This window comes from Mesorhizobium sp. YIM 152430 (assembly GCF_029210365.1).
Classification (GTDB): Bacteria; Pseudomonadota; Alphaproteobacteria; order Rhizobiales; family Rhizobiaceae; genus Aliihoeflea.
In genome coordinates, this window is sequence record NZ_JARGES010000018.1 from 95,454 (window position 1) to 121,238 (window position 25,785).

At 63.7% G+C, this 25,785-nt stretch carries 28 protein-coding genes; 17 read left to right on the top strand and 11 right to left on the bottom strand.

Annotation, left to right across the window (positions count from 1 at the left end):
* Positions 1-52 precede the first annotated feature (52 nt).
* Entirely contained in the window at positions 53-274 is a 222-nt protein-coding gene (locus PZ895_RS03000; RefSeq protein ID WP_275837546.1) for a DUF6356 family protein, read from the bottom strand.
* A 100-nt stretch (positions 275-374) separates the two neighbouring features.
* Here PZ895_RS03000 and PZ895_RS03005 point away from each other — a divergent pair, with 100 nt between their 5' ends.
* The 4 genes from PZ895_RS03005 to PZ895_RS03020 all read left to right on the top strand — a co-directional run bounded on the left by PZ895_RS03005 (position 375) and on the right by PZ895_RS03020 (position 2,776).
* On the top strand, positions 375-845 hold the full coding sequence (locus tag PZ895_RS03005; protein WP_275837547.1) for an Lrp/AsnC family transcriptional regulator: 471 nt from the start codon (positions 375-377) through the stop codon (positions 843-845).
* A gap of 52 nt (positions 846-897) precedes the next feature.
* On the top strand, positions 898-1,362 hold the full coding sequence (dut, locus tag PZ895_RS03010; protein ID WP_275837548.1) for a dUTP diphosphatase: 465 nt from the start codon (positions 898-900) through the stop codon (positions 1,360-1,362).
* Positions 1,363-1,466: 104 nt separating this feature from the next.
* On the top strand, positions 1,467-2,030 hold the full coding sequence (locus PZ895_RS03015; RefSeq protein ID WP_275837549.1) for a type 1 glutamine amidotransferase domain-containing protein: 564 nt from the start codon (positions 1,467-1,469) through the stop codon (positions 2,028-2,030).
* Positions 2,031-2,161: 131 nt separating this feature from the next.
* Positions 2,162-2,776, top strand: a complete 615-nt coding sequence (locus tag PZ895_RS03020; protein ID WP_275837550.1) for a LysE family translocator — start codon at positions 2,162-2,164, stop codon at positions 2,774-2,776.
* Here the strand turns inward: PZ895_RS03020 and PZ895_RS03025 are convergent.
* Positions 2,773-2,913, bottom strand: coding sequence for a hypothetical protein (locus tag PZ895_RS03025; protein ID WP_275837551.1), 141 nt, complete (start codon positions 2,911-2,913; stop codon positions 2,773-2,775). The two genes, PZ895_RS03020 and PZ895_RS03025, sit on opposite strands and share 4 nt — an antisense overlap.
* Before the next feature lie 322 nt (positions 2,914-3,235).
* On the opposite strand from PZ895_RS03025, the gene PZ895_RS03030 reads away from it, so the two are divergent.
* The 4 genes from PZ895_RS03030 to PZ895_RS03045 all read left to right on the top strand — a co-directional run bounded on the left by PZ895_RS03030 (position 3,236) and on the right by PZ895_RS03045 (position 6,668).
* On the top strand, positions 3,236-3,745 hold the full coding sequence (locus tag PZ895_RS03030) for a ferritin-like domain-containing protein (RefSeq protein ID WP_275837552.1): 510 nt from the start codon (positions 3,236-3,238) through the stop codon (positions 3,743-3,745).
* Positions 3,746-3,980: 235 nt separating this feature from the next.
* Entirely contained in the window at positions 3,981-4,448 is a 468-nt protein-coding gene (locus tag PZ895_RS03035) for a CYTH domain-containing protein (RefSeq protein WP_275837553.1), read from the top strand.
* A complete protein-coding gene (locus PZ895_RS03040; protein WP_275837554.1) occupies positions 4,445-5,389 on the top strand; it encodes a CHAD domain-containing protein in 945 nt (314 codons plus the stop codon). Before PZ895_RS03035 ends, PZ895_RS03040 begins: the two co-directional genes overlap by 4 nt.
* A 205-nt stretch (positions 5,390-5,594) precedes the next feature.
* Positions 5,595-6,668: a GGDEF domain-containing protein gene (locus PZ895_RS03045; protein ID WP_275837555.1), complete on the top strand. Its 1,074-nt coding sequence runs from the start codon at positions 5,595-5,597 to the stop codon at positions 6,666-6,668.
* Here PZ895_RS03045 and nth read toward each other — a convergent pair.
* Positions 6,653-7,453 (bottom strand): endonuclease III, encoded by an 801-nt coding sequence (gene nth, locus PZ895_RS03050; protein WP_275837556.1) that lies wholly within the window; start codon positions 7,451-7,453, stop codon positions 6,653-6,655. The two genes, PZ895_RS03045 and nth, sit on opposite strands and share 16 nt — an antisense overlap.
* A gap of 22 nt (positions 7,454-7,475) precedes the next feature.
* Between nth and PZ895_RS03055 the strand changes: the two genes are divergently transcribed.
* The 6 genes from PZ895_RS03055 to PZ895_RS03080 all read left to right on the top strand — a co-directional run bounded on the left by PZ895_RS03055 (position 7,476) and on the right by PZ895_RS03080 (position 13,703).
* Positions 7,476-7,961 carry a DUF2244 domain-containing protein gene (locus PZ895_RS03055; protein WP_275837557.1) on the top strand — a complete coding sequence of 162 codons (486 nt, stop codon included), beginning with the start codon at positions 7,476-7,478 and terminating at the stop codon, positions 7,959-7,961.
* Between the two features lie 64 nt (positions 7,962-8,025).
* On the top strand, positions 8,026-8,904 hold the full coding sequence (locus tag PZ895_RS03060; protein WP_275837558.1) for a bifunctional helix-turn-helix domain-containing protein/methylated-DNA--[protein]-cysteine S-methyltransferase: 879 nt from the start codon (positions 8,026-8,028) through the stop codon (positions 8,902-8,904).
* A gap of 135 nt (positions 8,905-9,039) precedes the next feature.
* The gene (locus tag PZ895_RS03065) at positions 9,040-9,936 is read left to right on the top strand and encodes a ribokinase (RefSeq protein ID WP_275837559.1); all 897 of its coding nucleotides are present in this window, start codon (positions 9,040-9,042) and stop codon (positions 9,934-9,936) included.
* A gap of 52 nt (positions 9,937-9,988) precedes the next feature.
* Positions 9,989-11,578, top strand: a complete 1,590-nt coding sequence (locus PZ895_RS03070; RefSeq protein WP_275837560.1) for a peptide chain release factor 3 — start codon at positions 9,989-9,991, stop codon at positions 11,576-11,578.
* Between the two features lie 70 nt (positions 11,579-11,648).
* Complete coding sequence (locus tag PZ895_RS03075; protein WP_275837561.1) at positions 11,649-12,890, top strand: EAL domain-containing protein; 1,242 nt, start codon at positions 11,649-11,651, stop codon at positions 12,888-12,890.
* Positions 12,891-13,043: 153 nt separating this feature from the next.
* Entirely contained in the window at positions 13,044-13,703 is a 660-nt protein-coding gene (locus PZ895_RS03080) for a peroxiredoxin (RefSeq protein WP_275837562.1), read from the top strand.
* Between the two features lie 63 nt (positions 13,704-13,766).
* Here PZ895_RS03080 and PZ895_RS03085 read toward each other — a convergent pair whose 3' ends face one another.
* From PZ895_RS03085 to ubiE, 7 genes are all read right to left on the bottom strand, one after another.
* Positions 13,767-15,164 (bottom strand): aminomethyltransferase family protein, encoded by a 1,398-nt coding sequence (locus PZ895_RS03085; protein WP_275837563.1) that lies wholly within the window; start codon positions 15,162-15,164, stop codon positions 13,767-13,769.
* Positions 15,165-15,324: 160 nt separating this feature from the next.
* A complete protein-coding gene (locus PZ895_RS03090) occupies positions 15,325-16,056 on the bottom strand; it encodes a GntR family transcriptional regulator (RefSeq protein WP_275837564.1) in 732 nt (243 codons plus the stop codon).
* A gap of 4 nt (positions 16,057-16,060) precedes the next feature.
* Positions 16,061-17,284 (bottom strand): bifunctional phosphopantothenoylcysteine decarboxylase/phosphopantothenate--cysteine ligase CoaBC, encoded by a 1,224-nt coding sequence (gene coaBC / locus PZ895_RS03095; protein WP_275837565.1) that lies wholly within the window; start codon positions 17,282-17,284, stop codon positions 16,061-16,063.
* Positions 17,285-17,294: 10 nt separating this feature from the next.
* Positions 17,295-17,699 (bottom strand): type II toxin-antitoxin system VapC family toxin, encoded by a 405-nt coding sequence (locus tag PZ895_RS03100; RefSeq protein ID WP_275837567.1) that lies wholly within the window; start codon positions 17,697-17,699, stop codon positions 17,295-17,297.
* A 3-nt stretch (positions 17,700-17,702) separates the two neighbouring features.
* Positions 17,703-17,972 carry a hypothetical protein gene (locus PZ895_RS03105; protein ID WP_275837568.1) on the bottom strand — a complete coding sequence of 90 codons (270 nt, stop codon included), beginning with the start codon at positions 17,970-17,972 and terminating at the stop codon, positions 17,703-17,705.
* 72 nt (positions 17,973-18,044) lie between these two features.
* Positions 18,045-19,619 carry a 2-polyprenylphenol 6-hydroxylase gene (gene ubiB / locus PZ895_RS03110; RefSeq protein ID WP_275837570.1) on the bottom strand — a complete coding sequence of 525 codons (1,575 nt, stop codon included), beginning with the start codon at positions 19,617-19,619 and terminating at the stop codon, positions 18,045-18,047.
* A 13-nt stretch (positions 19,620-19,632) separates the two neighbouring features.
* A complete protein-coding gene (gene ubiE / locus PZ895_RS03115; protein WP_275837571.1) occupies positions 19,633-20,409 on the bottom strand; it encodes a bifunctional demethylmenaquinone methyltransferase/2-methoxy-6-polyprenyl-1,4-benzoquinol methylase UbiE in 777 nt (258 codons plus the stop codon).
* A gap of 116 nt (positions 20,410-20,525) precedes the next feature.
* On the opposite strand from ubiE, the gene PZ895_RS03120 reads away from it, so the two are divergent.
* Complete coding sequence (locus PZ895_RS03120; RefSeq protein WP_275837573.1) at positions 20,526-21,503, top strand: adenosine deaminase; 978 nt, start codon at positions 20,526-20,528, stop codon at positions 21,501-21,503.
* Positions 21,504-21,596: 93 nt separating this feature from the next.
* On the opposite strand, the gene PZ895_RS03125 is transcribed toward PZ895_RS03120, so the two are convergent.
* Positions 21,597-23,171, bottom strand: coding sequence for a cryptochrome/photolyase family protein (locus tag PZ895_RS03125; RefSeq protein WP_275837574.1), 1,575 nt, complete (start codon positions 23,169-23,171; stop codon positions 21,597-21,599).
* 169 nt (positions 23,172-23,340) lie between these two features.
* Between PZ895_RS03125 and PZ895_RS03130 the strand changes: the two genes are divergently transcribed.
* Together PZ895_RS03130 and PZ895_RS03135 are read left to right on the top strand one after the other, a co-directional pair.
* Positions 23,341-24,702 (top strand): cytochrome ubiquinol oxidase subunit I, encoded by a 1,362-nt coding sequence (locus tag PZ895_RS03130; protein ID WP_275837576.1) that lies wholly within the window; start codon positions 23,341-23,343, stop codon positions 24,700-24,702.
* 74 nt (positions 24,703-24,776) lie between these two features.
* Positions 24,777-25,781 carry a cytochrome d ubiquinol oxidase subunit II gene (locus PZ895_RS03135; protein ID WP_275837577.1) on the top strand — a complete coding sequence of 335 codons (1,005 nt, stop codon included), beginning with the start codon at positions 24,777-24,779 and terminating at the stop codon, positions 25,779-25,781.
* Positions 25,782-25,785: the final 4 nt, after the last annotated feature.

Here is a 25,785-nt window from a genome sequence, read left to right on the forward strand (position 1 = left end):
CAAGCGGCTGATGCGAGGACGCATAACGCCTGGCGCACGGGAGTCAAACCCTTCAATGGGGAGCGGCGCGCTTCGATGTCCGCTCGTAGAGCTCGCGCACGATGCGGCTCGCCGTCGTTTCGAAGGCGAAGGGGAATATCGCATGGATCAGCGCCGCGCCGGCGGCCATGCCGAGCCGCGAGGCGAACCAGGCGGCGAATGCCATATGGCCGAAATAGGTTTCGCCGACGGTCGACGGATGGTCGGTGAAGATGCGTGCGATGCGCGTGGTCATGTCAGGTCCCCATTTGCAGACCGCATGATCGCACGTCTGGCGGACGAATTTGTCCCAAATTGTCATTGTCTGAAGTCATTTCTTGGGACATCATCCCAATATGGATTATGAAATCGACGTTATTGACCGACGCATCATCGCCGTTCTCCAGACGGACGCCTCCATGTCGATGGATGAATTGGCGAACGCCACGCATCTGTCGCGCAATGCCTGCTGGCGGCGGGTCAAGCTGATGGAGACGGCGGGGATCATTACCGGCCGGGTCGCGCTCGTGGATGCCGAAAAGCTCGGCTACGGCCTGTCGGTCATCATCCTGATCCGCACCTCGCATCACGAGCCCGACTGGTTGAAGAAATTTCGCGAGGCGGTGATGTCGATCCCCGAAATTCAGGGCGTCTATCGCATGTCGGGCGATCTCGACTACGTGCTGCGCGCCCGCGTGCCCGACGTGAAGGGCTACGACCGCCTCTATCAGCGCCTGATCGCCAAAGTGCCGCTGTCGGACGTGTCGGCCTCCTTCGTCATGGAGGAGATCAAGGAGACGATGATGCTTGCGCCTCTCATGCGTTGATGTCGGCACTGGCCGATTGACGCGCCGCGCGGGACGGGGAATAGAAGCCGTCATGACCAATTCCAATACTCCCACCATCGGTTTCCAGCGCCTGCCCCACGGCGCGGGCCTCGATCTTCCCGCCTATGCGAGCGAGGAGGCGGCGGGCATGGACGTGCGCGCCGCCGTCGCCGCCGATCGCGAAATGGTGGTCCTGCCGGGCCGCCGCGTGCTGGTGCCGACCGGTTTCGTCATGGAGATTCCGGCCGGCTACGAGGTGCAGGTGCGTCCGCGCTCCGGGCTGGCGCTGAAGCACGGCATCACCTGCCTCAACACGCCCGGCACCATCGACAGCGACTATCGCGGCGAGGTCAAAATCCTGCTGATCAATCTGGGCGACGAGGAATTCACAGTCACGCGCGGGATGCGCATCGCGCAACTCGTCGTCGCGCCGGTCGTGCGGCCGCGGCTTGAGGAACGCTCCCATCTGGGAGAGACCGCCAGGGCCGCCGGCGGCTTCGGCTCGACGGGCGCCTGAACCGATTCTTGTCGTTTCGCTGCGGAACATGGTGAACAAAAGCTGACGCTCCACGTTTGAATGCAGCACCCGTTCGGGCTGCGCATCACTAAAGGAGACGTGCAATGCCGTCAATCGGTCAGTCCAGGATCATGATCCTCACCACCGACGGTTTCGAGCAGTCGGAACTCGAGGTTCCGCTGGAGACGTTGAAGGAAGCCGGCGCGACGGTCGAAATCGTCTCGCTCGAAGCAGGCGAGATCACCGGCTGGGACAAGGACGACTGGGGCAGGGCCGTCGCGGTCGACAAGGTGCTGGCCGATGTTTCCGTTGCCGATTACGACGCGTTCGTCCTGCCGGGCGGGCAGATCAATCCCGACCTCTTGCGCGTCGAGGAAAAGGCCGTCGCCTTCGTCAAGTCGTTTGCCGCGACCCGCAAGCCTCTCGCGGCGATCTGCCATGCACCCTGGCTTCTGATCGAGGCCGGCCTCGTCAACGGTCGCAGGGCGACCTCCTACAAGTCGATCAGGACCGACATGATCAATGCAGGAGCGCAGTGGGAGGATTTAACCACGGTTCGCGACGGCAATCTGATCACGGCGCGAAATCCCGGAGATCTGGACGCCTTCTGCACGGCCATCATCGAGGCCGTGGAAGGTGGTCCGGCACAGCGTTCGGCCGCCGAGTAGCGGATCAGTCTCGCGGCCGGGCAAGCGGCGCTGGCGCCTTCACGGCTGCCGCGCCGCTTCTTTCTTGCGGGCTATTTTCGTGCCGGACCTGCCATGCGATATAGCGCCGGTTTCACCGGATGGCAGCCCCCATGACACTTGCAGGTTTCCTCGCCTACAGCGCCGCTCTCGCCATAGCGGCAGCCATCCCCGGCCCTGGCGTCATCGCGCTCGTCGCGCGTGCGCTCGGCTCGGGCATCCGCTCCACCGTTCCTATGGCGATGGGGTTGGCAGTCGGCGACATCGTCTATCTGGCGGCTGCGGTATTGGGCCTCGCCTTCATCGCGCAGACCTTCGGCACCGCCTTCCTGATCGTCAAATATGCAGGCGTCGCCTATCTGCTCTATCTGGCGTTCAAGCTGTGGAATGCAGACCTGGCGGCCGAGCGTGTCGAGGCAAGAAAGGCGGATGGCTTCCTCGCCTCGTTTCTGAGCGGCCTTGTGGTGACGCTCGGCAATCCGAAGGTGATGGTCTTCTACCTGGCCCTGCTGCCGACCATTCTCGATTTGCATACGGTTTCGGGTGGCGACTTCCTGGTGCTCGCCGGACTGACCTTCGCGATCCTGATGGCCGTGCTTCTGCCCTATGTGGCGCTTGCCGCGCGTGCTCGGGGACTGCTGTCGGCGCCGAGCGCCTTGAGGCGGTTGAACCGGACTGCCGCCGGCGTCATGGTCGGTGCAGCGGCGGCAATCGCCACCCGCACTTAGCGCATTACAGCGCTGGCGCCACGCCGAGCGCAGGCGGGGCCGGGGCCGCGCATGTAATGGCGCTCGGGCCGATAGGTCGGCAGCAAGAACTCGCGCAGCGCGCGCGGCAGATTGTGAAGACGAGCCCAGATACGCATGACCCAAAATCCCTGACCAGTCGGTTGTCCCTTCCGAATGGCGTCAAAATAGCGAAATCAGATGAATTTCCGATGAATCGAAAATTAATCCATGCGGCAATTCTGCCCTGAAGAATGGCGGAAATGCGCGGGTTTGGTGGCGCATTTGCGCCACAATTCCAGTCTGCTTCCTCTGTTGCGAAAATGTCACGGTTTCAATGGGGGGTGAAACATTCGATCACGTTCGACCTCTCACGGGAACATGACCTGGAAACCGACGTTCGGAACCCATCAGGCAAGGGCAATCCCGCCATCATTCTCTGGAAACGAGAAAGGTCCGACGATGGGTTTCTTTTCAAAGGACATCAAGACGATGGACGATCTCTTCGTCCATACGCTTCGTGACATCTACTATGCCGAAAAGCAGATCGTGAAAAATCTGCCGAGCATGATCGACAAGGCGACCAGTGTCGAACTGCGCAAGGGCTTCGAGACGCATCTGCGCGAAAGCGAGGGACATGTTGCGCGGCTCGAGCGCGTATTCGAACTTCATGGAACCGAGGCCAAGGGCGTCAACTGTCCCGCCATCGACGGCATTCTGAAGGAAGCCGACGAGATCGCCGGGGAGGTCGAGGACAAGCAGGTTCTGGACGCAGCGCTCATCGCGGCCGCGCAGGCCGTCGAGCATTACGAAATGACCCGCTACGGGACGCTCATTGCATGGGCCGACAAGCTGGGTCGAAGCGACTGCGCCGCCCTCCTGAAGCAGACGCTCGACGAGGAAAAAGACACCGACCGCAAGCTGACGGCTCTTGCCGAAAGCGGCGGCGTCAACCTCGCAGCGGCCGAATAGGCACAGACTCGGGCAGCAACCCATTCGCCGCGCCGGTATCCCGCGCAGGGAGCTTGGGCCGTTGCGGTGCTGCCGGAGCGGGACGGAAACGTCCGACGCTCGCCTGACGGCAGATGACCCTTCTCCCTCGCCCCGGGCGGCAGCGGGATAGCGGGGAGCGGAATTTTGCGGCCCGGCTTCACGGCGAAGCCGGGCCGCTCTTGCCTTGATGCCGGCAGGTTTCATATGAAGCTCCATGGCGATCGAGATCGAACGGAAATTCCTGCTCAGTTCGGATGCCTGGCGCAGCCGGTCGGTTTCGGTGAAGGCGTTGCGGCAGGGATATGTCGCCGTCGCGCCCGACAGGTCGGTGCGCGTGCGCATATCTGATGCGGACGCATGGCTGACCCTCAAATTCGGAACTGCCGGACCCGCGCGGCATGAGTTCGAATATCCCCTTCCGCGCGCCGATGCCGAAGCCATTCTCGCCCATTCCGCCGGCTTGATCGACAAGGACCGCCATATCGTCCCGTGGCAGGGCTTGATCTTCGAGGTCGATGTCTTCCATGGCCGGCTGGAAGGGCTCGTGATCGCCGAACTGGAAACCGAACAGTTCGTCCATGACGGTGTCCTGCCGGACTGGATCGGGCGCGAGGTGACGGACGATCCGCGCTACTACAACGCCGTTCTCGTGCGTGACGGCCTGCCGGAAAATCGCGGATGAGCGAGCGCCGGATCGCCCCTCACCGGCTCCTTGCGGCGGAAGCCCGCCGGCTCTTCACTGCTGACCTCGACGCGATCGCCAACGGTCTATCTCTTGCCCGTGAAAACCGTGACGCGGGGCTTCACGAGGCGCGCAAATCGATCAAGAAGGCGCGGGCGCTTTTGAAACTCCTGCGCTTCGCCGACACCGAATTCTACGCCGCCGAGAATGCCCGCCTGCGTGACCTTGCGCGTTCGCTCGCTCATGCCCGCGACGCCGCGGCGTTGGTCGAGGCTGTCGAGCGCCTGCGCCTGACGTATCCTGATCGGGCCAAAGCGTTGGGTTTGCTCAAGGTTCTGCTGGAAGAACGCCGCGACCGACGCGTCATCGAAGACGGCGCGCTGGACACATTGATCGAGCAAGGCTTGCAACACGCAGCGCAAATCCGGCGCGAAGTGGATCGCTGGCGCCTGCCGGGCGAACCTGAAGCCGCTGCTTCAATCCTCGCCGATGGCGTCCGCGACAATCTCGCCCGGGCAATGCGGGCGCTGGAACGTGCCAGCGGCCGCGCGGAGAACGAGGATTTCCACGACCTGCGCAAGACGGTCAAAGCTCATTGGACGCAACTCGGCCTCTTGCGCGATTTTTGGCCGAAACGCGTGAAGACGAGACGGGCGCGTCTCGAGGTTTTGGGCGAGAGCCTCGGCGAGCACAATGATCTGGCCGCGCTCGCTGTTCTGCTCCGTTCACGCGAACTTGATCTGAAGCCCTCCCGCGTCAGGCTTCTTCGCGGGATTGTCGCCAAAAGGAAAGCCGCGCTGGCGCTTTCGACGGTCAAAGCCGGCCGGCGGTTGCTCGAACGGACACCGAAACGGCTGAAATCGAATTTTGTCCAGCGACTTCAAGCCGATGGCGAACCGGCCATCGCGGCGAATCCGGCCCTGTATGGCTCTCGGTTGTGAGAAATCCTCTTGCCTCGGCTACAGGTTTGTCACTAAAAGCGGCGGGGATTTCGGGGTCTTCAAGAAGGCGATAGTCCTTTGCCAGACTTCCATGCCGATTAACGGACCGTTCAATGACGTTACGTTAGTCTAGCGAATGGCGTGACTTAAGGTCCGCCCGCCGTCCGCGCCTGGCGCGGAGGTGGCATTTGGGGGTCAGGTGCGAATGCAGCTTTCGGAAATGCCCGAGCCGCTTGCGGCCGATATTGGTGCAAACGTGCTCGCACGTCTGCGCCAGATGCATTTGGAAGCGATCCCTCGCAATTATGAAGTGATCTACGAGGCGTTGAGCGGCACGAATCCGGCTCTGGTGGAAGCGATTGCCGCGATCGGCCAGACACCCGGCCAAGATGCGTTCGACCGCATGGCCGAGCGCTGCCTCGGCCGCGGGCGCGGTGACAGGATGATCGAGACGGCGCACGCCTCGATGAGCCTCAAGCTGGATGAAATTCTGCTGCTGATCCGGAGCGAGCGGTCGTCGCGCGAGAAATATGGCGAGATTCTCGACGCCACTTCCCAGGGACTGCGGGCGCGCAGCACGGTATCCCAAGACTTTCTGCAAAAGGTCGTCAATGTCATGTCGAGCGCGACGGAGACGGCGCTCGACAGTACCCGCCGGGTCGCCTCGACGATGCAGGACAAGTCCAGCGAGCTGGAGGCGGTAAAGGCGGAACTCGAGGAATACAAGAAGCTTTCCGAGACCGACGCGCTGACCGGACTGGCCAACCGGCGCGCCTTCGACCGCGCGATGCAGGAGATTTACGTCGACCGCCGGGAGGCGATGTTCGGCGCGCTCGTCCTGGCCGACATCGACCGGTTCAAGCCGGTCAACGACAAATACGGCCATCCGATCGGCGACCGCATCCTCCAGATCGTCGCCTCGGTGTTCAAGGCCTCGATGTCGACCAACGTGACGGCAGCGCGCACCGGCGGCGAGGAATTCGGGGTCATCGTGACCGGCATGAGCGAAAAGGCCGTGATGGACCTCGCCGAGGAAATCCGCGCCACGGTCGAGCAGACACCTTTCGTCAACGCCAAGACGGGAACCGACTACGGGCCGATCACCGTCTCCTTCGGTGTCTGCATGGCCTCCGAGGCGAAGGGGCCGGACGAACTCTACCGCAAGGCCGACCGCGCGCTCTACGCCTCGAAGAATGGCGGCCGCAACCGCGTCACCACCCATTCCGACCTGAAGGACGGCAAGTTTACCAAGGGCTGGAAGCTCTACAGTTCGAACTGATCAGACGGCGCCTCTTCCAGAGGCTCGATCGGAACGAGCGGTGCAGGCACGGACGTGGTCTTCTCCGCCGCCTTGCAGATATCCGCGATGACGCAGGCCGGGCAGTCGGGCTTGCGCGCCTTGCACACATAGCGCCCGTGCAGGATCAGCCAGTGATGGGCGTGACGCATGTAGTCTTCCGGGATGATGCGGACGAGAATGTCCTCCACCGCGTCCGGCGTCTTGCCCGGCGCAAGCCCGATCCGGTTTCCGATGCGCAGGATATGCGTGTCGACCGCCATGGTCGGCTGGCCGAAGGCCATGTTGAGGACGACATTTGCCGTCTTTCGCCCGACGCCCGGCAACTTGACTAGCGCGTCGCGGTTGCCCGGCACCTCTCCGCCATGATCGCGGATCAGGGCTTGCGAAAGAGCGATGACGTTCTTCGCCTTGTTGCGCCACAGCCCGATCGTCCTGATGTGACCGCCGACCTTGTCCTCGCCGAGCGCCAGCATCTTTTTCGGCGTGTCGGCGGCGGCGAACAGCGCCCGCGTCGCCTTGTTGACTCCGGCATCCGTCGCTTGCGCGGAAAGGACGACGGCAACGAGCAGCGTGAACGCATTGACGTGCTCCAGTTCGCCCTCCGGTTCGGGCCGCTGGATATGAAAGCGCCGGAAAATCTCGGAAATTTCGGCCTGCGTGTAGCGCGTGCGCCGGGCAGGCGTCTTCGGCTTGCGTTTCAGTGCGTCGCGCAGATTTGAACGTGCGGCACTGTCTGGGGCGTTTTTCGTCTTGGGCTTTTCCATGCCGTTTCTATAGATTTGAGCAATGGCTGACACAAATGCCGAAGACAGGCCGATCTTCAAGGCCCTCCTGACGCCGCACCGTTCGCTCGGGCGCACGGGGTTCTTCGTCCTGATGGGCGTGTTCGTCGCCATATGGATCGGCATGGGCGGAATGTTCCTGTCGATGGGAGCTTGGCCCGTCTTCGGCTTCTTCGGCCTCGACGTCCTGCTGATCTATCTCGCCTTTCGCACCAGCTACCGCTCCGGCCGTGCCCGCGAGGAAGTGGCGGTCACGCGCACCCGTCTCGACATCCGCAAGATCGCGCCGTCCGGCCGCGAGGAAAGGCACGCCTTCAACCCGTTCTGGACCAAATTCCGCATCGCCCGCCACGACGAGATCGGCATCACGGACATGGCGGTGGAAGGCGAGGGGCGACGCGTGGCGATCGGCTCGTTCCTCAACCCCGACGACCGCGAGAGCTTCGCTGCCGCTTTCGGCCAGGCGCTGGCAACGGCGAAGATGCGGTGATCAAGAATCGGGTGGCGGCCGGCTCCGCGCCGCGCGATATTCGCGGCATTAGGAGATGATTGCCATGAACGCCCACAGCGCCGTGCTTCAAAAGGACATCACGCCGGAAGGCTCGGACTACGAGATCGTCCGCCGCGTGATCGAGAAGATCAGCCTCGATTTCCGCGACCAGCCCTCGCTCGACGAACTGGCGGCCGAGGTCGGCGAGACGCCGATCGGGCTGCAAAAGCTCTTTACCCGGTGGGCCGGCCTGTCGCCGAAGGCATTTTTGCAGGCGGTGACGCTCAATCACGCCCGTCGCCTGCTCGACGAGGGCCTGCCACTGCTCGAAGCTTCGATGGAGGTCGGCATGTCCGGCCCGGGCCGCCTGCACGATCTCTTCGTCACCCACGAGGCGATGTCGCCGGGCGACTACAAGACGCGCGGCGCGGGGCTGACGATCCGCTACGGCTGGCACCTCTCGCCCTTCGGCGTCGCGCTGGTGATGGTCACTGACCGCGGCCTTGCCGGCCTTTCCTTCAACGATGCCGGCGGCGAGCGCGAAGCTTTCGCCGACATGTCGAGCCGCTGGCCGAATGCTGCCTATGTAGAGGATATGAGCGCGACCGCGCCCTATGCCGCCCGCGTCTTCGATCCGGCCCGCTGGCGCGCGGAGGAACCGCTGCGCGTCGTCCTGATCGGCACAGATTTCCAGGTCCGCGTCTGGCAGGCACTGTTGAAGATCCCGATGCACAAGGCAAAGACATATTCGGCCATTGCCGGCGAGATCGGTGCGCCGAAGGCGAGCCGCGCGGTGGGCGCGGCGATCGGAGCGAACCCGGTGTCCTTCGTGGTGCCGTGTCACCGCGCGCTCGGCAAGTCCGGCGCGCTGACCGGCTATCATTGGGGCCTGACGCGCAAGCGCGCGATCCTCGGCTGGGAGGCAGGTCACGTCTTGAGCTAAGCATCGGACCGAAAAGTGGTCCCCGGTTTTCGGACCACTCCGATGCGCCATCAAGAATGACGATTTTGCTGCCCCTTGCAGCGAAAATCGACTAGAGGCGTTTCGCGAAGGGACATTGCGGAGGCCTCGAATTCCATGATCACGGTGATCGGCTCGATCAATCTCGACCTCGTTGCCAATGTCGGGCAGTTGCCGCGCCCCGGCGAGACGGTGCCCGGCGACGGCTTCAAGACCTCGCCCGGCGGCAAGGGCGCCAACCAGGCGCTGGCCGTCAAGCGCGCCGGCGGCGAAGTTCGCATGGTCGGCTCGGTCGGGCAGGATGCCTTTGCCGACGAGGCGCTGGCCTGTCTGCGCGAGGGGCTGGTCGATCTCTCGGGCGTGCGGGAATCTCATTCCACCACCGGTACCGCGACGATCATCGTGGCCAAGGACGGGGAGAACATGATTGCCGTGGTTCCCGGTGCGAATGGCTCGCTCGTTCCCGGCGACATCAAGAACGTGCATCTGGAAAAAGGCGACTGGCTGCTTCTCCAGCACGAAATCCCGATGCGAACCGTCAAGGCCGCGCTCGAAGAAGCCAAGCGCGTCGGCGCGACCTCGATCCTCAACACCGCACCGTTCCGGCCCGAGGCGGCCGAGTTCCTGCAACTCGCCGACTATGTCGTCGCCAACGAAACCGAATTCGACGCCTATGCCGATCTCAAGGGTATCGCCCGTGACGACCGCCGCGCCGCCATGCGGGAACTCGCAGACAGGACCGGCGCGACCATCGTCGTCACGCTCGGCGCGGCCGGCGTCGTGGCGGCCGTCCAGGGTGGGATGCTGGAAGCTCAGGGGCTGAAGATCGAGCCGGTCGACACGGTCGGCGCGGGCGACACGTTCTGTGGCTATCTCGCCGCCTCGCTGGCGGAGGGCATGAACCTGGAGGACGCGCTGCGCCGCGCCGCCGTCGCCGGCTCGCTCGCCTGCCTGAAGCCCGGCGCCCAACCGTCGATCCCGCAGGCGAAGGACGTCGCCGAGGCGATGGGCTAGCGCTCGGGGCCGGCCTTTGTTAGAAGCCCCGGCAACGAACAGGATTCCTGACATGGCCGAGAAAATCGAAGAGGCGGTGGCCCGCCGCCGCACCTTTGCGATCATCGCGCACCCCGACGCAGGCAAGACGACGCTGACCGAGAAACTGCTGCTGTTCGGCGGCGCGATCCAGCTTGCCGGCGAGGTCAAGGCCAAGAAGGACAAGATCCAGACCCGATCGGACTGGATGAAGATCGAGCGTGAACGCGGCATTTCGGTCGTCACCTCGGTGATGACGTTCGAATATGGCGACAACGTCTTCAACCTGCTCGATACGCCGGGTCACGAGGACTTCGCCGACGACACCTATCGCACGCTGTCCGCCGTCGATTCCGCCGTCATGGTCATCGACGCGGCCAAGGGCATCGAGCCGCGCACACTGAAGCTGTTCGAGGTCTGCCGCCTGCGCGACATTCCCATCGTCACCTTCGTCAACAAGATGGACCGCGAGGCGCGCAACACCTTCGAAATCCTCGACGAGATCGAGGAGAAACTGGCCCTCGACACCGCGCCGATCACCTGGCCGATCGGCCAGGGGCGCTCCTTTTCGGGCACCTACCATCTGGCGCAGAACGCCGTCAGGCGCGGCGACGAGGAACAGGAACGCACGAAGGTCAACGGGCCGGATTCCAACCGCGTCGCGGGCCTTCTGCCCGAAAACGAGCGCGAGACCTTCATCGAGGAACTGGAACTCGCGCGCGAAGCCTGCCGCCCCTTTGACATCGACGCATTCCGCGAAGGCCACATGACGCCGGTTTTCTTCGGCTCGGCCCTGCGCAATTTCGGCGTCCGGGATCTGATCGAAGCCTTGGGCGAGTTCGCGCCGCCGCCGCGCGCGCAGGACGCCGACAGCCGCATGGTCGAGGCGACGGAAGAGAAGATGACCTCCTTCGTCTTCAAGATCCAGGCGAATATGGACCCGAACCACCGCGATCGCATCGCCTTTGTGCGCGTGTGTTCGGGCACGCTCCAGCGCGGCATGAAGGCCAAGCTCGTGCGCACCGGCAAGCCGATGAGCCTGTCGGCGCCGCAATTCTTCTTCGCCAAGAGCCGCATCACCGCCGACGAAGCCTATGCCGGCGACGTGGTCGGCATCCCGAACCACGGCACGCTGCGCATCGGCGACACGCTGACCGAGGGCGAGGAAATCCTGTTTCGGGGCGTGCCGAACTTCGCACCGGAAATCCTGCGCCGCGTGCGCCTCGGCGATCCGATGAAAGCGAAGAAACTGAAGGAAGCGCTACAGCAGATGGCCGAGGAAGGCGTCGTCCAACTCTTCCTGCCGGAAGACGGCTCGCCTGCCATCGTCGGCGTCGTCGGCGCGCTCCAACTGGACGTGCTCAAGGAACGGCTTTCGGTGGAATATTCCCTGCCGGTCGATTTCGAGATCGCGCGCTTTTCCGTCTGCCGGTGGATCACGGCCGAGAAGACGGAACTTCAACGCTTCATCGATGCGCATAAGGGCGACATCGCCCGCGACCTCGACGGCGACCCGGTCTTCCTCGCCCAGCACGGTTTCGGTTTGAACTACGAGGCCGAGCGCTGGAAACAGGTCACATTCGCGTCGATCAAGGATTATCAGGTGCGCGACCAAGCTGCCTGAACGTCAATGCTGACCGTCTATTAACAATTGACAGTCAAGATGCATCCCGTTGCAAGCGGGGGGCACGGACATGAAGATTCTCGACGAGGCCATGCGCAACATGGCCGATCACAACGCCGCCGGCAACGAAATCATCCAGAAGGCGCTCGAAGCCGTGCGCACGCATCTGGGTATGGAAGTTGCCTATCTCTCGGAGTTCGTCGGAAACGATTCCGTCTTCCGCGTCGTCGATGCGCCTGGGCTGGAGCAACTGGTCAAGCCGGGCGACGTCCGCTCGCTGGACGAGGTCTATTGCAGGCACATTCTCGAAGGACGGCTGCCCGAACTGATCCCAGATACGGCCGCCGAACCGATTTGCCAAACGATGCCGATCACGCAGGCCGTGCCGATCGGCGCCCATATTTCGATTCCCATTCTTCTGCCGGACGGAGAGCCTTACGGCATGTTCTGCTGCCTGAGCCCGCACGCCAATCCGTCATTGACCGCGCGCGATCTCAACGTCATGCGCCTGTTCGCCGACATGGCAGCCCGGCAGATCGGCCGCGACGTCCTGGAGGCGCGCTGCCTGGAGGAAAAGCGCGCGAGCGTGGAGGCGATGATCGCGCAGGGCGACTTCCACCTCGCGTTTCAGCCCATTGTCGATTTCCGCAATGGCACCGTGAAGGGTTTTGAAAGCCTGTGCCGCTTCAGGGCGGAACCTTACCGCGCGCCGAATTTCTGGTTCGCAGACGCGGCCGAAGCGGGTCTCGGCACGGAACTGGAACTTGCCGTGATTGCCCAGGCGATCGACGAAGCGGAACGGTTCCCATCCGGGCTCTATATTTCGATCAACGCGTCGCCGCTCACATTCTGCGATCCGCGCCTGTTCGATCTCGTCGATGGGCGGGATCTGACGTCGATCGTGTTCGAGATCACCGAGCACGCGCCGGTCGACGATTATGAAGGTCTCAGAACCAGGCTCGAACTGCTGCGCAAAAAGGGCGCGCGGATCGCGATCGACGATGCGGGAGCCGGCTTTTCCAGTCTGCGCCACATCGTTCAGTTGCACCCTGACATCATCAAGCTCGACATGGCGCTGACAAGGGCGGTCGACACCGACATGGCCCGGCGCGCGCTCGCCTCGGCGCTGATCTACTTCGCCCGCGAGATCGGCGCCTCCATCGTCGCCGAAGGGATCGAAACCGAGGCCGAACTGCGCACGCTGGGGGTCCTGGGAATTTCGACGGGCCAGGGTTATTTCCTAGGTCGGCCCGGCGACATGACTGCGGCCTTTGCCAAGCTTGCCGACATGCGGGCAAGACACAGCGCCTGAAAAGATATTCTCTGCAATGAGCAAAGCGGACACGCCGAACGCGTTCCGCACACGATACGCAGCTTGATTTTCCTCGCTTGAGCGCCCGCTTGCGCTAGGATGTCGCCAACGCCATATGGCTTTGACCGACAATTTGCGAAGGGAGAGACGATCATGAGCCTGCGCATCAACCAGACCGCGCCCGACTTCACCGCCGACACCACCAAGGGCCAGATCAACTTCCACGAGTGGATCGGCGATGGCTGGGCCGTTCTCTTCTCGCACCCCAAGAACTTCACGCCGGTCTGCACGACGGAACTGGGCACCATGGCCGGCATCGCGCCCGAATTCGAAAAGCGCGGCGTCAAGATCATCGGAATTTCGGTCGATCCGGTCGCCGACCATGCGAAATGGAAGGAAGACATCAAGCTCGTAACCGGCCATTCGGTCGATTATCCGCTGATCGGCGACAAGGATCTGAAGGTCGCCAAGCTCTACGACATGCTGCCCGACGATGCCGGCTCGTCGTCGGAAGGGCGCACGCCCGCCGACAACGCGACCGTGCGCTCGGTCTACGTCATTGGCCCGGACAAGAAGATCAAGTTGATCTTGACCTACCCGATGACGACGGGGCGCAATTTCGACGAGATCCTGCGCGCGATCGACTCCATGCAATTGACCGCAAAACACCAGGTCGCGACACCGGCCAACTGGAAGCAGGGCGAGGACGTCATCATCACCGCCGCCGTCTCCAACGAGGACGCCAAGGCCCGCTTCGGCGACTACGAGACCGTTTTGCCCTATCTGCGCAAGACGAAGCAGCCGCAGGCATGAAAGGCCGCTGCGCAACCAGAAAGGCCGGGATCGCTCCCGGCCTTTCTTGATTCCTCGCCTTTATCAGGCTGCCGATTTGCGGGTCCGCCAGCTATCTACGTAGCTTTCCCGCGCGTCGCGCGAATAGGGAACTGCCGACACGCGCACGCGAATCTCGATCTGCTTCGACGGCTCGACCGTGGTCTTGCCCGAGCCGCCATCCGGCTCGCCCCAGACGAGCGTCAGCACGTCGCCTTCCTTGATGTCGGGATCGACCGTTCCGAGCGAGAGCATCCGGCGCTCGTTGTAGCTGTAGCCGGCAAACATCGACAGGCCGACCATCTTGCCGTCTTTCATGATCCGGTCGTAGCTCGACGAGGCGTAGTTCGACAGCGGCAAATCCATGAATTTGGCGTTCTGCCCCTCCTGGAACATGGTCGCGAAGGCGGCGATCACGTCGTCCGGGTTCCACTCGAAGGTGACCTTCCGGCGATGCGGGGCGTCGGCCATCTTCTCCAGCGCCTCGCGGCCGATGAAGTCATGGTCGAACTTGACGTAGATGCCGTAGCCGAGATCCCACGGAGTCAAATAGTAGTCCTCGATGTCGTCGGAGACGTAGGAGCCGCCGATGGCGCCGGTCGCCTCGTAGCTTTTGTCCGACAGCCACTCGCGATAGCCCTTCATGCTCTCGCCGGTATAGATCGCCGGCAATGGCGAGGGGATCCAGCCCGATTCGAGCGTGTTCGTCGCGTATGCGCGGCTGCCGACCGCGACGAGACCGTGCTCTTCGCCGGCCGCAAGGATCGCGTCGCGGATGAGGTCGTAATCCTCATATGGGCCGTAGAGTTCGAGACCGGGAACGCCCGCCATGCCGTGACGCAGCGCGCGCACCTTCTTTCCGGCGACGTTGATCCAGTCCATGTTGAAGAACTTGATCTCCGGCACCGGTCCGCCGTTCAGCTTTTCGAGGATGGCCGGTGCGTTCGGTCCCTGCACCTGGAAGCGGTAGTGGCGGCGCAGGACGGGCTTGCCCTGCGGGCGCGACGGCGAGCGCGGGTCCTCGGTCAGCTTGACGTCGTAATCGCCGGTCTCGGCATGGTACTGCACCCAGCTCACGCTCGGCGCGCGGCCGACGAGATTGAACTCGGTCTCGCTCTCGCGGAACATGATGACGTCGCCGATGACGTAGCCTTCCGGCGTCACCGGCACGAAATGCTTGGCCTTGCCGGGCGTGAAATTCTTGAACGAGTTGATCGCGAGGTAGGAGAGGAGCTTTTCGGCGTCCGGCCCCTCGACCTTCAGTTCGGCCATGTGGTGCGACTGGTCGAACAGCACGGCGCTTTCGCGCCAGGCGCGCTGCTCGTCGCGCCAGTTGGTGAATTCGGGCGCGACGACCGGATAGACATAGGCACCGATTTTTGAATTGCGCAGCATGTCGACCGTGCTGCCGGCAGACTTCAGCTTCTGTTCGAGATTGCTCATGAGTTTCCTCCCGGTGGATTGAATGATTGCGCGGCACGTCGCCAGCGGGCGTGAGAGCCGGCAGCGCGCATCGTTGGATACAGAATGGCGTCAAGATGGCCGAAGTCAAGCCGAATGCGCGCCTTCGGCGTGACAAATGATCAATTTCTGTATACAAAACTCAAGTCGCGATCAGCGACAGCCCCGGTACGCGCCCGATCAGATTCGGCGCCTCGCCGACAACGAAGTCGAGATTCTTGCGGGCAAGCCGCGCATGTTCGCGGCCGAGCGCCTCGGCCCGCGCGCCCTCGCGCATCGCGATCGCCTCGACGATGTCGCGGTGCTGGCGCTGCGCATGGGTCAGCGAGCGGCGAAAGGCGAGGACGTCCGCCTGGTTCTCGAGGAAGGCGCTGGGCGAGGCGAAGGGCAGGTGCATCGCCCGCTCCACCTCGCGCCGCATCGTCTCGCTGCCGGCAAGACCGGCGAGCATGGCATGGAACTCGGTGTTGAGCTCGACATAGAGGTCGAAGAGCATGTCTTCGGGCCGCTCGCGAAAGCAGGTGTCGAGTTCGTCGACGAGGTCGCGGATCGCCTTCAGCCGTTCGGGCGCAACGCCGCGCTCGGCGGCAAGCCGCGCCGCCGTTCCTTCCAGAACACCGCGCAGTTCGATTGCGTCGATCACGTCGGCAAGCGTGAAGGCGCGAACGGTGTAGCCGCCCGAGGGCAGGGGCTCCAGCAGCCCTTCCTGCTCCAGCCGGGCAAGTGCTGCGCGCAGCGGCGTGCGCGAGATTTCGAGCTGTTCGGACAAGCCGATTTCGGAGAGGCGCTGGCCGGGCTGGACCGAGCCGCCGAGCACGAGCTGGCGCACGCCCAGAAGCGCCTTCAATGCCTGGCTGTCGCGCCGTTTTTCCATTCGCTTAATCGCGCAGCCGCTCGGCGACGAGACGGGCGAGTTTCCCGGCGACTTCGTCCTTGCTCATTTCGGGCCAAGCCTCGTTGCCCGCGCGCGAAACGATGGTCACGCGATTGTTCGTGCCGCCCATGATTGCGCCGGCCGACGTCGCGCCGGCGGCCGAGACGTCGTTGGCGACGATCAAATCCGCGCCCTTGCGGTCGAGCTTGGCTGTCGCATGGTCCAGCAGTTTTTCGGTCTCGGCGGCGAAGCCGATGACGAGCTTCGGGCGCTCGGCATGGTGGCCGATCGTCGCGAGAATGTCAGGGTTCTCGATCATGGAAAGGCTCGGCGCACCCGAACCGGCCACCTTCTTGATCTTCTCGCCGTTTTCGGACTCCGGCCTCCAGTCGGCGACGGCTGCGACGAAGATCGCGGCGTCGACCGGCAGCGCGGCTTCGACCGCCGCCTTCATCTGCCGCGCCGTCTCGACATGGACAGTGGCCACGCCGGCCGGGTCGGCAACCGAGACGGGACCGGAGACGAGCCGCACGTCCGCGCCGAGCTTCGCCAGCGCCGCGGCGATCGCGTGGCCCTGCTTGCCCGACGAACGGTTGGCGATGTAGCGCACCGGGTCGATCGGCTCATGCGTCGGACCCGACGTGACGATGACGCGCTTGCCGGCCAGCGGCTTGTCCGCAACGCGCAGCAATGTCTCGATGGCGGCGACGATTTCCAGCGGCTCGGCCATCCGCCCTTCGCCCGCCTCGTTGCTTTCCGCCATCTCGCCGCGGGCGGGACCGACAAAGCTTACGCCGTCCGCAGCGAGCGCCGCCCGGTTGCGTCGCGTCGCGGCATGGCTCCACATCGCCGGGTTCATCGCCGGCGCGACAAGCACCGGCTTGTTGGTCGCGAGAAGCACGGTCGAGGCGAGATCGTCCGCCAGTCCATGCGCCATCTTCGCCATCAGGTCGGCGGTGGCGGGCGCGACGACGACCAGATCGGCCTCGCGCGACAGGCGGATATGGCCGACATCGTGCTCGGCCTGCCGGTCGAAAAGCCCGGTGAAGACGTGATCGGCCGACAGTGCGCCGACCGCGAGCGGCGTCACGAATTCCTGCGCGCCCTTCGTCATCACACACCGAACATGCGCTCCGCGCTCGCGCAGACGCCGGATCAGGTCGAGCGACTTGTAGGCCGCGATCCCGCCGGAGATGATCAGGAGAATGCGCGTGTTGGAAAGGGTCATGCTGCGCTCGTCATCGCGCCGGCCTCAGCGCCGGCTCGATGTCGGTATGGACGAAATCGTCCCCCTTGAACAGAAGCGGCATGTTTCGCGACTTGGCCAGCGCATAGGCGAAGCAGTCGCCGAAATTGAGACCTGCGGCGTGACCGGAGCCGCGACCGAAGCGCTGATGCGCTTCAATCGCGACGACTGCCTCCGTCCGTCCCATGGAGACGACCTCGATTGCCACCTTCTCGATCAACAGGTTCAGACGTTCGAAACCGCGCGGAGACGAATCATTCGACATGACAAGTCCTGCCTCGACATAGGTCGATGCGCCCATCATCGGCTTCGGTGCGCATCCGAGCGCAATCAGAAACGCCTCAGCCTCATCCTCTGCGCGCAGGATTGCCACGAGAGCCGATGTGTCGACGACCATGGATCAGATCTTGTCCATGTAGTCGTAAAGCGCGTCCGTTTCGGCCTTGTGATCGATCGGCTTCTCCGGCCGGATGCCGAGCGCCATTAGCTCCTCCAGCGAAGCCTTCGGGCGCCATGTGCCGTGGTCTGCAAAGTCGGGGCCGGATGCCGGCAGCGGCCTCTGCAGGCGATCACGCGCCTCCTGTTCCATGGAAACACCGCGCTTGGCTGCGCTGATCCTTAGATCGCGCATCACGTCGTCATCGATCTTGCGAACGGTCATGTTGCCCATGTCGACCTCCTGTCGACGCAAAGATAGCGCCAACAAAGCCTGATTGCAATGATTGCATTGCCAGCATTGATATCAAACAACTTGCACTGCAACCCATACCGCCGCCGCCGCGATCACCCACAGCGCGATCCGCCCCGAGCGCGTGTGCCGCGCTTCCGCCTTGCCGATCTTCGCCGCCGTCTCGTCGTCGAAGCGCAGGCCGTTCTCGGCCATGGCGTCGATCTCGCGCGACAGGCGTTCGGTGCGCGCGGCGATGTCGGGCGCCTGGCGGGCGAGCGTGACCAGCGCGCCGGCGGCATCGCGCGTGTCTTCCAGGAAGCCGCGCGGACCCAGATTGCCCCTGATCCAGTCGCCGACGACCGGCTCTGCCGCCTTCCACATGTTGAAGGCCGGATCGAGCGAGCGGGCGACCCCTTCGACGACGACCATCGTCTTTTGCAGGAGGATGAGTTCCGAGCGCGTCTCCATGTCGAAGAGTTCGGTCACCTCGAACAGCAGCGTCAGGAGCCGCGCCATCGAGATCGTCTCGGCCGGCTGGCCGTGGATCGGTTCGCCAATGGCGCGGATCGCCTGCGCGAAGGCGCGAACGTCATGTGTGCGCGGCACGTAGCCGGCCTCAAAATGCACCTCGGCGACGCGCACATAGTCGCGCGTGATGAAGCCGTAGAGGATTTCGGCGAGGAACCGACGCTCCTTCTTGCCCAGTCGCCCGGCAATGCCGAGATCGACCGCGACGATGGTTCCGTCCGCTTCGACGAAGAGATTTCCCGGATGCATGTCGGCATGGAAGAAGCCGTCGCGCAGCGTGTGACGCAGGAATGACTGGATCAGCCCGACGGACAGACGCCGGAAATCGTGGCCGGCAGCACGCATCCCCTCGATGTCCGACATCTTGATGCCGTCGATCCATTCCATCGTGATGACGTCGCGGCCGGTGCGTTCCCAGTCGACCCAGGGCACGCGAAAACCGGGATCGTCCTGCGTGTTTTCGGCAAGTTCCGACAAGGCGGCAGCTTCGAGCCGCAAATCCATCTCGATCTTGGTGGTCTGCGCCAGCGTCTTCGCCACCTCGATCGGCTTCAGGCGCCGCGCCGAGGGGATGAACCGCTCCTGCATGTGCGCGGCGAGAAAGAAGCCTTCGAGGTCGTTGGCGAAACGCCGCCGCACGCCCGGCCGGATCACCTTGACTGCGACCTTTTCCACCCGTCCCTTGCGCTCGATCGAGCCGGGATGGACCTGTGCGATGGAAGCGGCGGCGATCGGCTCGTCGAGTGAAAGGAACATCTCGTCGACCGGACGGCCGAGCGATTCCTCGATCTCCGCGCGCGCCAGCGCGGTCGGGAAAGTCGCCATCTGGTCCTGCAACCGGGCAAGCTGGTTGGCGACGTCGCCGCCGACGACATCCGGCCGCGTCGCGAGGAACTGCCCGAGTTTTACATAGGAGGGCCCGAGCCGGTCGACGGCTTTCGACATGCGGTCGGCGGCGTCATGGCCGCGCGAACGGCGTCGCGCGAGCTTGCGCGCGAACTGCCACGCCATGCGCGGGGCGCCGATGAGCTGATCGCCGGGGAGCGCTGCGATCACCCCTTCGCGCGCGAGAATCCAGCCGGCATGGGCCAGGCGAATATAGGCTCCAGGAGTGGTCATCGGGTGGCCGGCCTCACAGCTTCCAGCCAGAATGCAGTGCGGCGATGCCGCCCGAATAGTTGCGCCAGGTCACACGGTCGAAGCCGGCCTCTTGGATCATCGCGGCGAAATTCGCCTGGTTGGGGAATTTGCGTATGGATTCCACCAGATAGCGGTAGGGCTCGCCGTCGCCCGCGACGATCCTGCCGATCTGCGGGATCGCATTGAACGACCACGCTTCGTAGACCTTGTCGAGGACAGGCATCTCGACGTCGGAAAATTCGAGGCAGAGAAAGCGGCCGCCGGGCTTCAGGACGCGGTAAGCCTCCGACAGCGCCTTGTCGATGCGCGGCACGTTGCGGATGCCGAAAGCGATCGTATAGGCGTCGAAACTGGCATTCTCGAACGGCAGTTCCTCGGCATTGGCCTCGACGAAATTCACATGCGCGTCGAGCTTGCGATTGATTGCCCGGTCTTGGCCGACGGCGAGCATCGAGCCGTTGATGTCGAGCACGGTGGCTTTCGCATTGCGGCCGGACGCCTCGACGATGCGGAATGCGATGTCGCCGGTGCCACCGGCGACGTCGAGGACGCTCCAGCCGGGCCGGCGCGGCGGGTTCAGCCACGTTACCATCGCGTTCTTCCACACACGATGCAGGCCGGCCGACATCAGGTCGTTCATCACGTCGTAGCGCTCGGCGACCTTGTGGAACACGTCGTTGACCAGCGGTTGCTTTTCGCCTTCGCCGACCTGCCGGAAGCCGTAGGAAGTTTCCATGCCGCCCTGGGCAGTGGTGCGTGCGTCCGACATCAATTCACCTGTTTCGTCCTGAAAATCGCGGCGACCATAGCCGATCGACCGTCGGGGCGCTATCTTCCCGCCCGCGATGAAGAGCCGCGCCGAGCAACGAAGTCAGAAAGTCAGTAATGGTTCTCAAGGCCGAACTGCATTGTCACATCGAGGGCGCTGCCGCGCCCGAACTGGTTGAAGCGCAAGCCCGCAGATACGGCAAGGACGTTTCCCATTTCATCAAGGACGGCTCGTTCGTCTGGCACGATTTCACCAGCTTCCTGAAAGCCTATGACGAAGCCGCCGATCTCTTCCGCACCGAGGAGGACTACGCCCGTCTCGCCGAGCACTACCTGACCTCGATCGCGCGCGATGGCGCGATCTATTCGGAAGTCTTCACCTCGCCTGACCATGCCGAGGCAGCCGGTCTTTCGCCGCAAGCCTATACCGACGCGCTCGGCGAGGGCATGGCGCGGGCGAAGGCCAAGACGGGCATCGAGGGCCGGATGATCGTCACCGGCGTGCGCCATGTCGGCGTCGAATCGATCGAAAAGGCGGCCCGCTTCGCGGCGAAGTGCGCCCACCCGCTCGTTACCGGCTTCGGCGTCGCCGGCGACGAGCGCATGGGAACGATGGAGGATTATGTCCGCGCCTTCGAGATCGCGCGCGAGGCCGGCCTCGGCATCACCGTCCATGCCGGCGAGTTCGGCGGACCGCAAAGTGTGCGCGACGCGCTCGACCACATCCGCCCTGCGCGCATCGGCCACGGCGTGCGTGCCGTCGAGGACCCGGACCTCGTCAAGCGCATCGCGGATTCAGGCGTCGTGCTGGAAATCTGCCCGGCCTCCAATATCGAGCTCAAGGTCTATCCGTCCTTCGCAGAGCATCCGTTCTCCAGGCTGCGCGCCGCGGGCTGCAAGGTCACGCTCAATGCCGACGACCCGCCCTATTTCTGGACGTCTCTGAAGCGCGAATACGAGATCGGCCGCGACGAATTCGGCTTGTCGGACAAGGAACTGACGGCCCTGACCCGCACCGCCATCGAGGCGGCGTTCTGCGACAGGAAGACGAAGCAGGCGCTGTTGGCGAAAGTGGATGGGGCTGCGCGGCGATAGTGTTTGTCTGGACCATCGATGCGCTCATGCCTCTCCCTTCCATGCCGCACGCGACGGACAAGCTTCAGTCAGCCGATCTGCCGCCGCTCATGCTCACTTCCCCTGTCCATACGTCTTCGGCGCATCGTCCAGCCCCTTCAGCACGTCGGCGGCGCTGTCGAGATAAACCCTGCGCTTATCCCGATCCATCCGCGCCCAGTAGCGATAGACCTGTGCCAGCCGCTGGTTTCCCGACAGCTTCTTCGAATTGCGATCCAGAAAGTCCCAGTACAGCGGGTTGAACGGACACGCATCCGGCCCGGTTTTCCGCTTCACATCATACCGGCATGACCCGCAATAATCCGACATGCGGTCGATATACGCACCGCTCGCCGCATAGGGTTTCGAGCCCAAAATCCCGCCATCGGCGAACTGGCTCATGCCGATGACGTTGGGCAGTTCCACCCATTCATAGGCGTCGGCATAGACCGCCAGATACCATTCATGCACCTGACGCGGGTCGATCCCGGCCAGAAGCGCGAAGGTGCCTGTCACCATCAGCCGCTGGATGTGGTGCGCATAGGCATGGGCACGCGTCTGCCTCACCACATGCGCCATGCAGTTCATGTCGGTCTCGCCGGTCCAGTAGAAGTCGGGCAGGGCGCGCGTGGCTCCGAGGACGTTCATCGAGCCATAGTCCGGCATCTTCAGCCAGTAGACGCCGCGCACATATTCCCGCCAGCCGATGATCTGCCGAATGAAGCCTTCGGCTGCATTGAGCGGCACGTCGCCGGCCCGCCAGGCCGCATTCACCCGGCGGCAAAGATCGAGCGGATCGAGAAGACCGGCATTGACATAGGGCGACAGCAGCGAGTGGTAGAGAAAGGGCTGGCCTGCCAGCATCGCGTCCTGATAGTCGCCGAAGGCGGCCAGGAAATTCTCCAAAAACGCATCGCGCGCGCGTTCCGCATCCTTGCGCGTCACCGCCCAGCCGAAATTCTCCAGCGTGCCGAAATGGTCTGCAAAGCGGTCCTCGATCAGCGCGATGACCTCGCGCGTGATCGCGTCCGGCGCAAAGCGGTTCGGTTGCGGCATGAACAGGTCGTCGCCGGCCGGCTTGCGGTTGTGCGAATCGTAGTTCCATTTGCCGCCGGCGGGCGCATCACCCTCCATCAGGAGGCCGGTCTTTCGCCGCATCTGACGATAGAAATATTCCATGGTGAGTTGCTTGCGACCCTCCGCCCATTCGGCGAACGCGTCATGGCTGGCGAGAAAGCGAGTGTCGGGGCGGATTTCCACCGGGCAGCCGGCGACCTTCTCCCATCCCCGCATCATTTCCATCACGCGCCATTCGCCCGGTTCGGTTGCGATCACGCGCTCCGGCCGATGCCGCTTCACCGCGCGTCCGAGTTCGCCGGTAAAGCTGCCCGAATTGCCACGGTCGGTCAGCTTCACATAATCGACCGTCCATCCCGCCTGCCGCATCTCGTCGGCAAAATGGCGCATGGCGGAGAAGATGAAGGCAATCTTCTGCTTGTGGTGGCGCACGTAATTCGCCTCGGCGGCCACTTCGCAAAGCAGAAGAACGTCTTCGCCCGGATCGGCGTCTCGAAGGCTCGACATCTCCGGCGAGAGTTGGTCGCCGAGAATGAAGACCAGCCGTCGGGCCTTTCGTCTGTCGAGCGTCATGCCTCTCTCCGGTGCCGGTTTTCCCAGAGCCATACGCATGGGGCCGAAGAATGGTTGTCCATGCCCAAAATGCCGCAGCGCGACAAGGTGCCCCTGCGACAGCGGGCGCCTTTGACGGTTCCGCGGCTTGGCCTATCTTTCGGTCCAGGCAATCGACAAGGACCACGTCATGGACCCGCTCATCCTCTCCAGGATTCAGTTCGCGGCCAACATTTCGTTCCACATCCTGTTCCCGACCATCACCATCGCGCTCGGCTGGGTCCTTCTCTTCTTCAAGCTGCAATTCAATCGCACCGGCGACCATGCCTGGATGAAGGCGTATTTTTTCTGGGTGAAGGTCTTCGCGTTGTCCTTCGCGCTCGGCGTCGTTTCCGGCGTCACGATGAGCTTCCAGTTCGGGACCAACTGGCCGGGCTACATGGAAACGGTCGGCAACATCGCCGGCCCGCTGCTTGCTTACGAAGTGCTGACGGCGTTCTTCCTCGAAGCCGTCTTCCTCGGCATCATGCTGTTCGGCTTCCGCCGCGTGTCGAACCGCGTTCACACGCTGGCGACCTTCCTTGTCGCCTTCGGCACCACCATGTCCGCCTTCTGGATACTGGCGCTGAACTCGTGGATGCAGACGCCGGCCGGGTTCGAGATGCGCGACGGCGTGGCGCACGCGACCGACTGGTTCGCCATCATCTTCAATCCGTCCTTCCCCTACCGGCTGATCCACATGCTGATCGCCTCGGGCCTGACGACGGCATTTCTCATCGCCGGCCTTTCGGCCCTGCGCTACATTCGCGGCGACCGTTCGGCGTCCATGCAAAAGGCGCTCAAAACGGGCGTTTACATGGGCGCGATCCTGATTCCGGTGCAGATTTTCGTCGGCGACCTGCACGGTCTCAACACGCTGGAACACCAGCCGCAAAAGGTCGCGGCAATGGAGGCGAACTGGGAGACGCGGCCGAACGTGCCGCTCGTCCTCTTCGCCTGGCCCGACGAGGAGGCGCGGGAGAACCGCTTCGAGATATCCATTCCCAACATGGCGAGCGTCATCCTGAAGCACTCGCCCGACGGCGTCGTGCCCGGCCTCAACGATTACGAGGGCGAGCATCCGCCGGTCGCGCCCGTCTTCTGGAGTTTCCGCATCATGGTCGGCACCGGCATGGCGATGCTGGCGCTCTCATGGGCAGGGGCATTCTATCTTTATAGACGCGGGGCCTTGCCGGTGCCGCTCGCTTACGGCTTTGCCGGCATGGCATTTTCGGGCTGGGTGGCGACGCTCGCCGGCTGGTACACCACCGAAATCGGCCGCCAGCCCTGGCTGGTCGCCGGCGTCCTGAAGACCGCCGACGCCGTCGCTCCCGTCCCCGGCGCCCATGTCGCGCTGACGCTGGCGGTCTATGTCATCCTCTATCTGGTGCTGATGGTCGTCTATCTCGGCGTCCTGACGCATCTGGCGCTGAAGGCCGGCAAGGAAGGCGACGACGAGCCCGGTCCCGCTGTCGAGGACGAGCCGCTGTCGCAGCCGGTGGCGGGGGAGTAGAGCATGATTTCGAAGGGTTTCGCACGTCATGGGGCACCCACCCCGTCCGCGTTTTCCCGCATGGAGACGGCGCAATGAACATTGACTGGCACATCGCCATGCCCCTGATCTTCGCCGGCCTCATGGGGCTGTCGATCCTGATCTATGTCGTGCTCGACGGGTTCGATCTCGGCATCGGCATCCTGTTCTCCGTCGCCACCGATGAGGAGCGCGACACGATGATCAACTCGATCGGCCCGTTCTGGGATGCGAACGAGACCTGGCTGGTGCTCGCGGTGGGACTGCTGCTGGTCGCCTTCCCGGTCGCGCATGGCATCATCCTGACCTCGCTCTATCTGCCCGTCTTCGTGCTGCTGCTCGGCCTCATCATCCGCGGCGTCGCCTTCGATTTCCGCGCCAAGGTTCCGGTTCATCGCAAGCATCGCTGGAACTTCCTGTTCTTCGCCGGCTCGCTGACGGCTTCGCTGGCGCAGGGCTACATGCTAGGCGTCTATGTGCTGGGGCTGGAGCGGGGCGCGGCGACCTTCGGCTTCGGCGCGTTGGTGGCGCTGTGCCTTGCCGCTTCCTATGCGGCGATGGGCGCTGCCTGGCTGATCTACAAGACCGAGGGCGAGTTGCAGCGAAAGGCGGTGCGGTTCCTGCGCTCCGCGCTCGTCTTCACCGCCGTCGGCATGGTCGCGGTCTCGCTGGCGACGCCTTTCGCCAGCCCGCGAATCTTCGAAAAATGGTTCACCTGGCCGGAGATCGTCTATGTTGCGCCGCTGCCGGTGATCACCGGCGCGATGTTCCTGTGGCTCTGGTTGCTGACCTTCAGGCTGCCCCTCAAGGACGACCGCCATGCGATCACGCCGTTCCTGGTGCTGGCCGGGATCTTCACGCTCGGCTTTGCGGGCCTTGCCTATTCGTTCTATCCGTACGTCGTGCCCGACCAGATGACGATCTGGGAAGCGGCGTCGGCGCCGGAAAGCCTCGCCATCATCCTGGTCGGCACCTGTTTCGTGCTGCCCGTCATCATCGGCTATTCCTTCTATGCCTACCGGATCTTCGGTGGTAAGGCGACGGACCTGACCTACGACTGACAGG

What these genes read in the sequence shown, in the direction of transcription:
- PZ895_RS03000 (WP_275837546.1), bottom strand. Translation starts at nt 274, where the DNA reads ATGACCACGCGCATCGCACGCATCTTCACCGACCATCCGTCGACCGTC.
- PZ895_RS03005 (WP_275837547.1), top strand. Translation starts at nt 375, where the DNA reads ATGGATTATGAAATCGACGTTATTGACCGACGCATCATCGCCGTTCTC.
- dut (WP_275837548.1), top strand. Translation starts at nt 898, where the DNA reads ATGACCAATTCCAATACTCCCACCATCGGTTTCCAGCGCCTGCCCCAC.
- PZ895_RS03015 (WP_275837549.1), top strand. Translation starts at nt 1,467, where the DNA reads ATGCCGTCAATCGGTCAGTCCAGGATCATGATCCTCACCACCGACGGT.
- PZ895_RS03020 (WP_275837550.1), top strand. Translation starts at nt 2,162, where the DNA reads ATGACACTTGCAGGTTTCCTCGCCTACAGCGCCGCTCTCGCCATAGCG.
- PZ895_RS03025 (WP_275837551.1), bottom strand. Translation starts at nt 2,913, where the DNA reads ATGCGTATCTGGGCTCGTCTTCACAATCTGCCGCGCGCGCTGCGCGAG.
- PZ895_RS03030 (WP_275837552.1), top strand. Translation starts at nt 3,236, where the DNA reads ATGGGTTTCTTTTCAAAGGACATCAAGACGATGGACGATCTCTTCGTC.
- PZ895_RS03035 (WP_275837553.1), top strand. Translation starts at nt 3,981, where the DNA reads ATGGCGATCGAGATCGAACGGAAATTCCTGCTCAGTTCGGATGCCTGG.
- PZ895_RS03040 (WP_275837554.1), top strand. Translation starts at nt 4,445, where the DNA reads ATGAGCGAGCGCCGGATCGCCCCTCACCGGCTCCTTGCGGCGGAAGCC.
- PZ895_RS03045 (WP_275837555.1), top strand. Translation starts at nt 5,595, where the DNA reads ATGCAGCTTTCGGAAATGCCCGAGCCGCTTGCGGCCGATATTGGTGCA.
- nth (WP_275837556.1), bottom strand. Translation starts at nt 7,453, where the DNA reads ATGGAAAAGCCCAAGACGAAAAACGCCCCAGACAGTGCCGCACGTTCA.
- PZ895_RS03055 (WP_275837557.1), top strand. Translation starts at nt 7,476, where the DNA reads ATGGCTGACACAAATGCCGAAGACAGGCCGATCTTCAAGGCCCTCCTG.
- PZ895_RS03060 (WP_275837558.1), top strand. Translation starts at nt 8,026, where the DNA reads ATGAACGCCCACAGCGCCGTGCTTCAAAAGGACATCACGCCGGAAGGC.
- PZ895_RS03065 (WP_275837559.1), top strand. Translation starts at nt 9,040, where the DNA reads ATGATCACGGTGATCGGCTCGATCAATCTCGACCTCGTTGCCAATGTC.
- PZ895_RS03070 (WP_275837560.1), top strand. Translation starts at nt 9,989, where the DNA reads ATGGCCGAGAAAATCGAAGAGGCGGTGGCCCGCCGCCGCACCTTTGCG.
- PZ895_RS03075 (WP_275837561.1), top strand. Translation starts at nt 11,649, where the DNA reads ATGAAGATTCTCGACGAGGCCATGCGCAACATGGCCGATCACAACGCC.
- PZ895_RS03080 (WP_275837562.1), top strand. Translation starts at nt 13,044, where the DNA reads ATGAGCCTGCGCATCAACCAGACCGCGCCCGACTTCACCGCCGACACC.
- PZ895_RS03085 (WP_275837563.1), bottom strand. Translation starts at nt 15,164, where the DNA reads ATGAGCAATCTCGAACAGAAGCTGAAGTCTGCCGGCAGCACGGTCGAC.
- PZ895_RS03090 (WP_275837564.1), bottom strand. Translation starts at nt 16,056, where the DNA reads ATGGAAAAACGGCGCGACAGCCAGGCATTGAAGGCGCTTCTGGGCGTG.
- coaBC (WP_275837565.1), bottom strand. Translation starts at nt 17,284, where the DNA reads ATGACCCTTTCCAACACGCGCATTCTCCTGATCATCTCCGGCGGGATC.
- PZ895_RS03100 (WP_275837567.1), bottom strand. Translation starts at nt 17,699, where the DNA reads ATGGTCGTCGACACATCGGCTCTCGTGGCAATCCTGCGCGCAGAGGAT.
- PZ895_RS03105 (WP_275837568.1), bottom strand. Translation starts at nt 17,972, where the DNA reads ATGGGCAACATGACCGTTCGCAAGATCGATGACGACGTGATGCGCGAT.
- ubiB (WP_275837570.1), bottom strand. Translation starts at nt 19,619, where the DNA reads ATGACCACTCCTGGAGCCTATATTCGCCTGGCCCATGCCGGCTGGATT.
- ubiE (WP_275837571.1), bottom strand. Translation starts at nt 20,409, where the DNA reads ATGTCGGACGCACGCACCACTGCCCAGGGCGGCATGGAAACTTCCTAC.
- PZ895_RS03120 (WP_275837573.1), top strand. Translation starts at nt 20,526, where the DNA reads ATGGTTCTCAAGGCCGAACTGCATTGTCACATCGAGGGCGCTGCCGCG.
- PZ895_RS03125 (WP_275837574.1), bottom strand. Translation starts at nt 23,171, where the DNA reads ATGACGCTCGACAGACGAAAGGCCCGACGGCTGGTCTTCATTCTCGGC.
- PZ895_RS03130 (WP_275837576.1), top strand. Translation starts at nt 23,341, where the DNA reads ATGGACCCGCTCATCCTCTCCAGGATTCAGTTCGCGGCCAACATTTCG.
- PZ895_RS03135 (WP_275837577.1), top strand. Translation starts at nt 24,777, where the DNA reads ATGAACATTGACTGGCACATCGCCATGCCCCTGATCTTCGCCGGCCTC.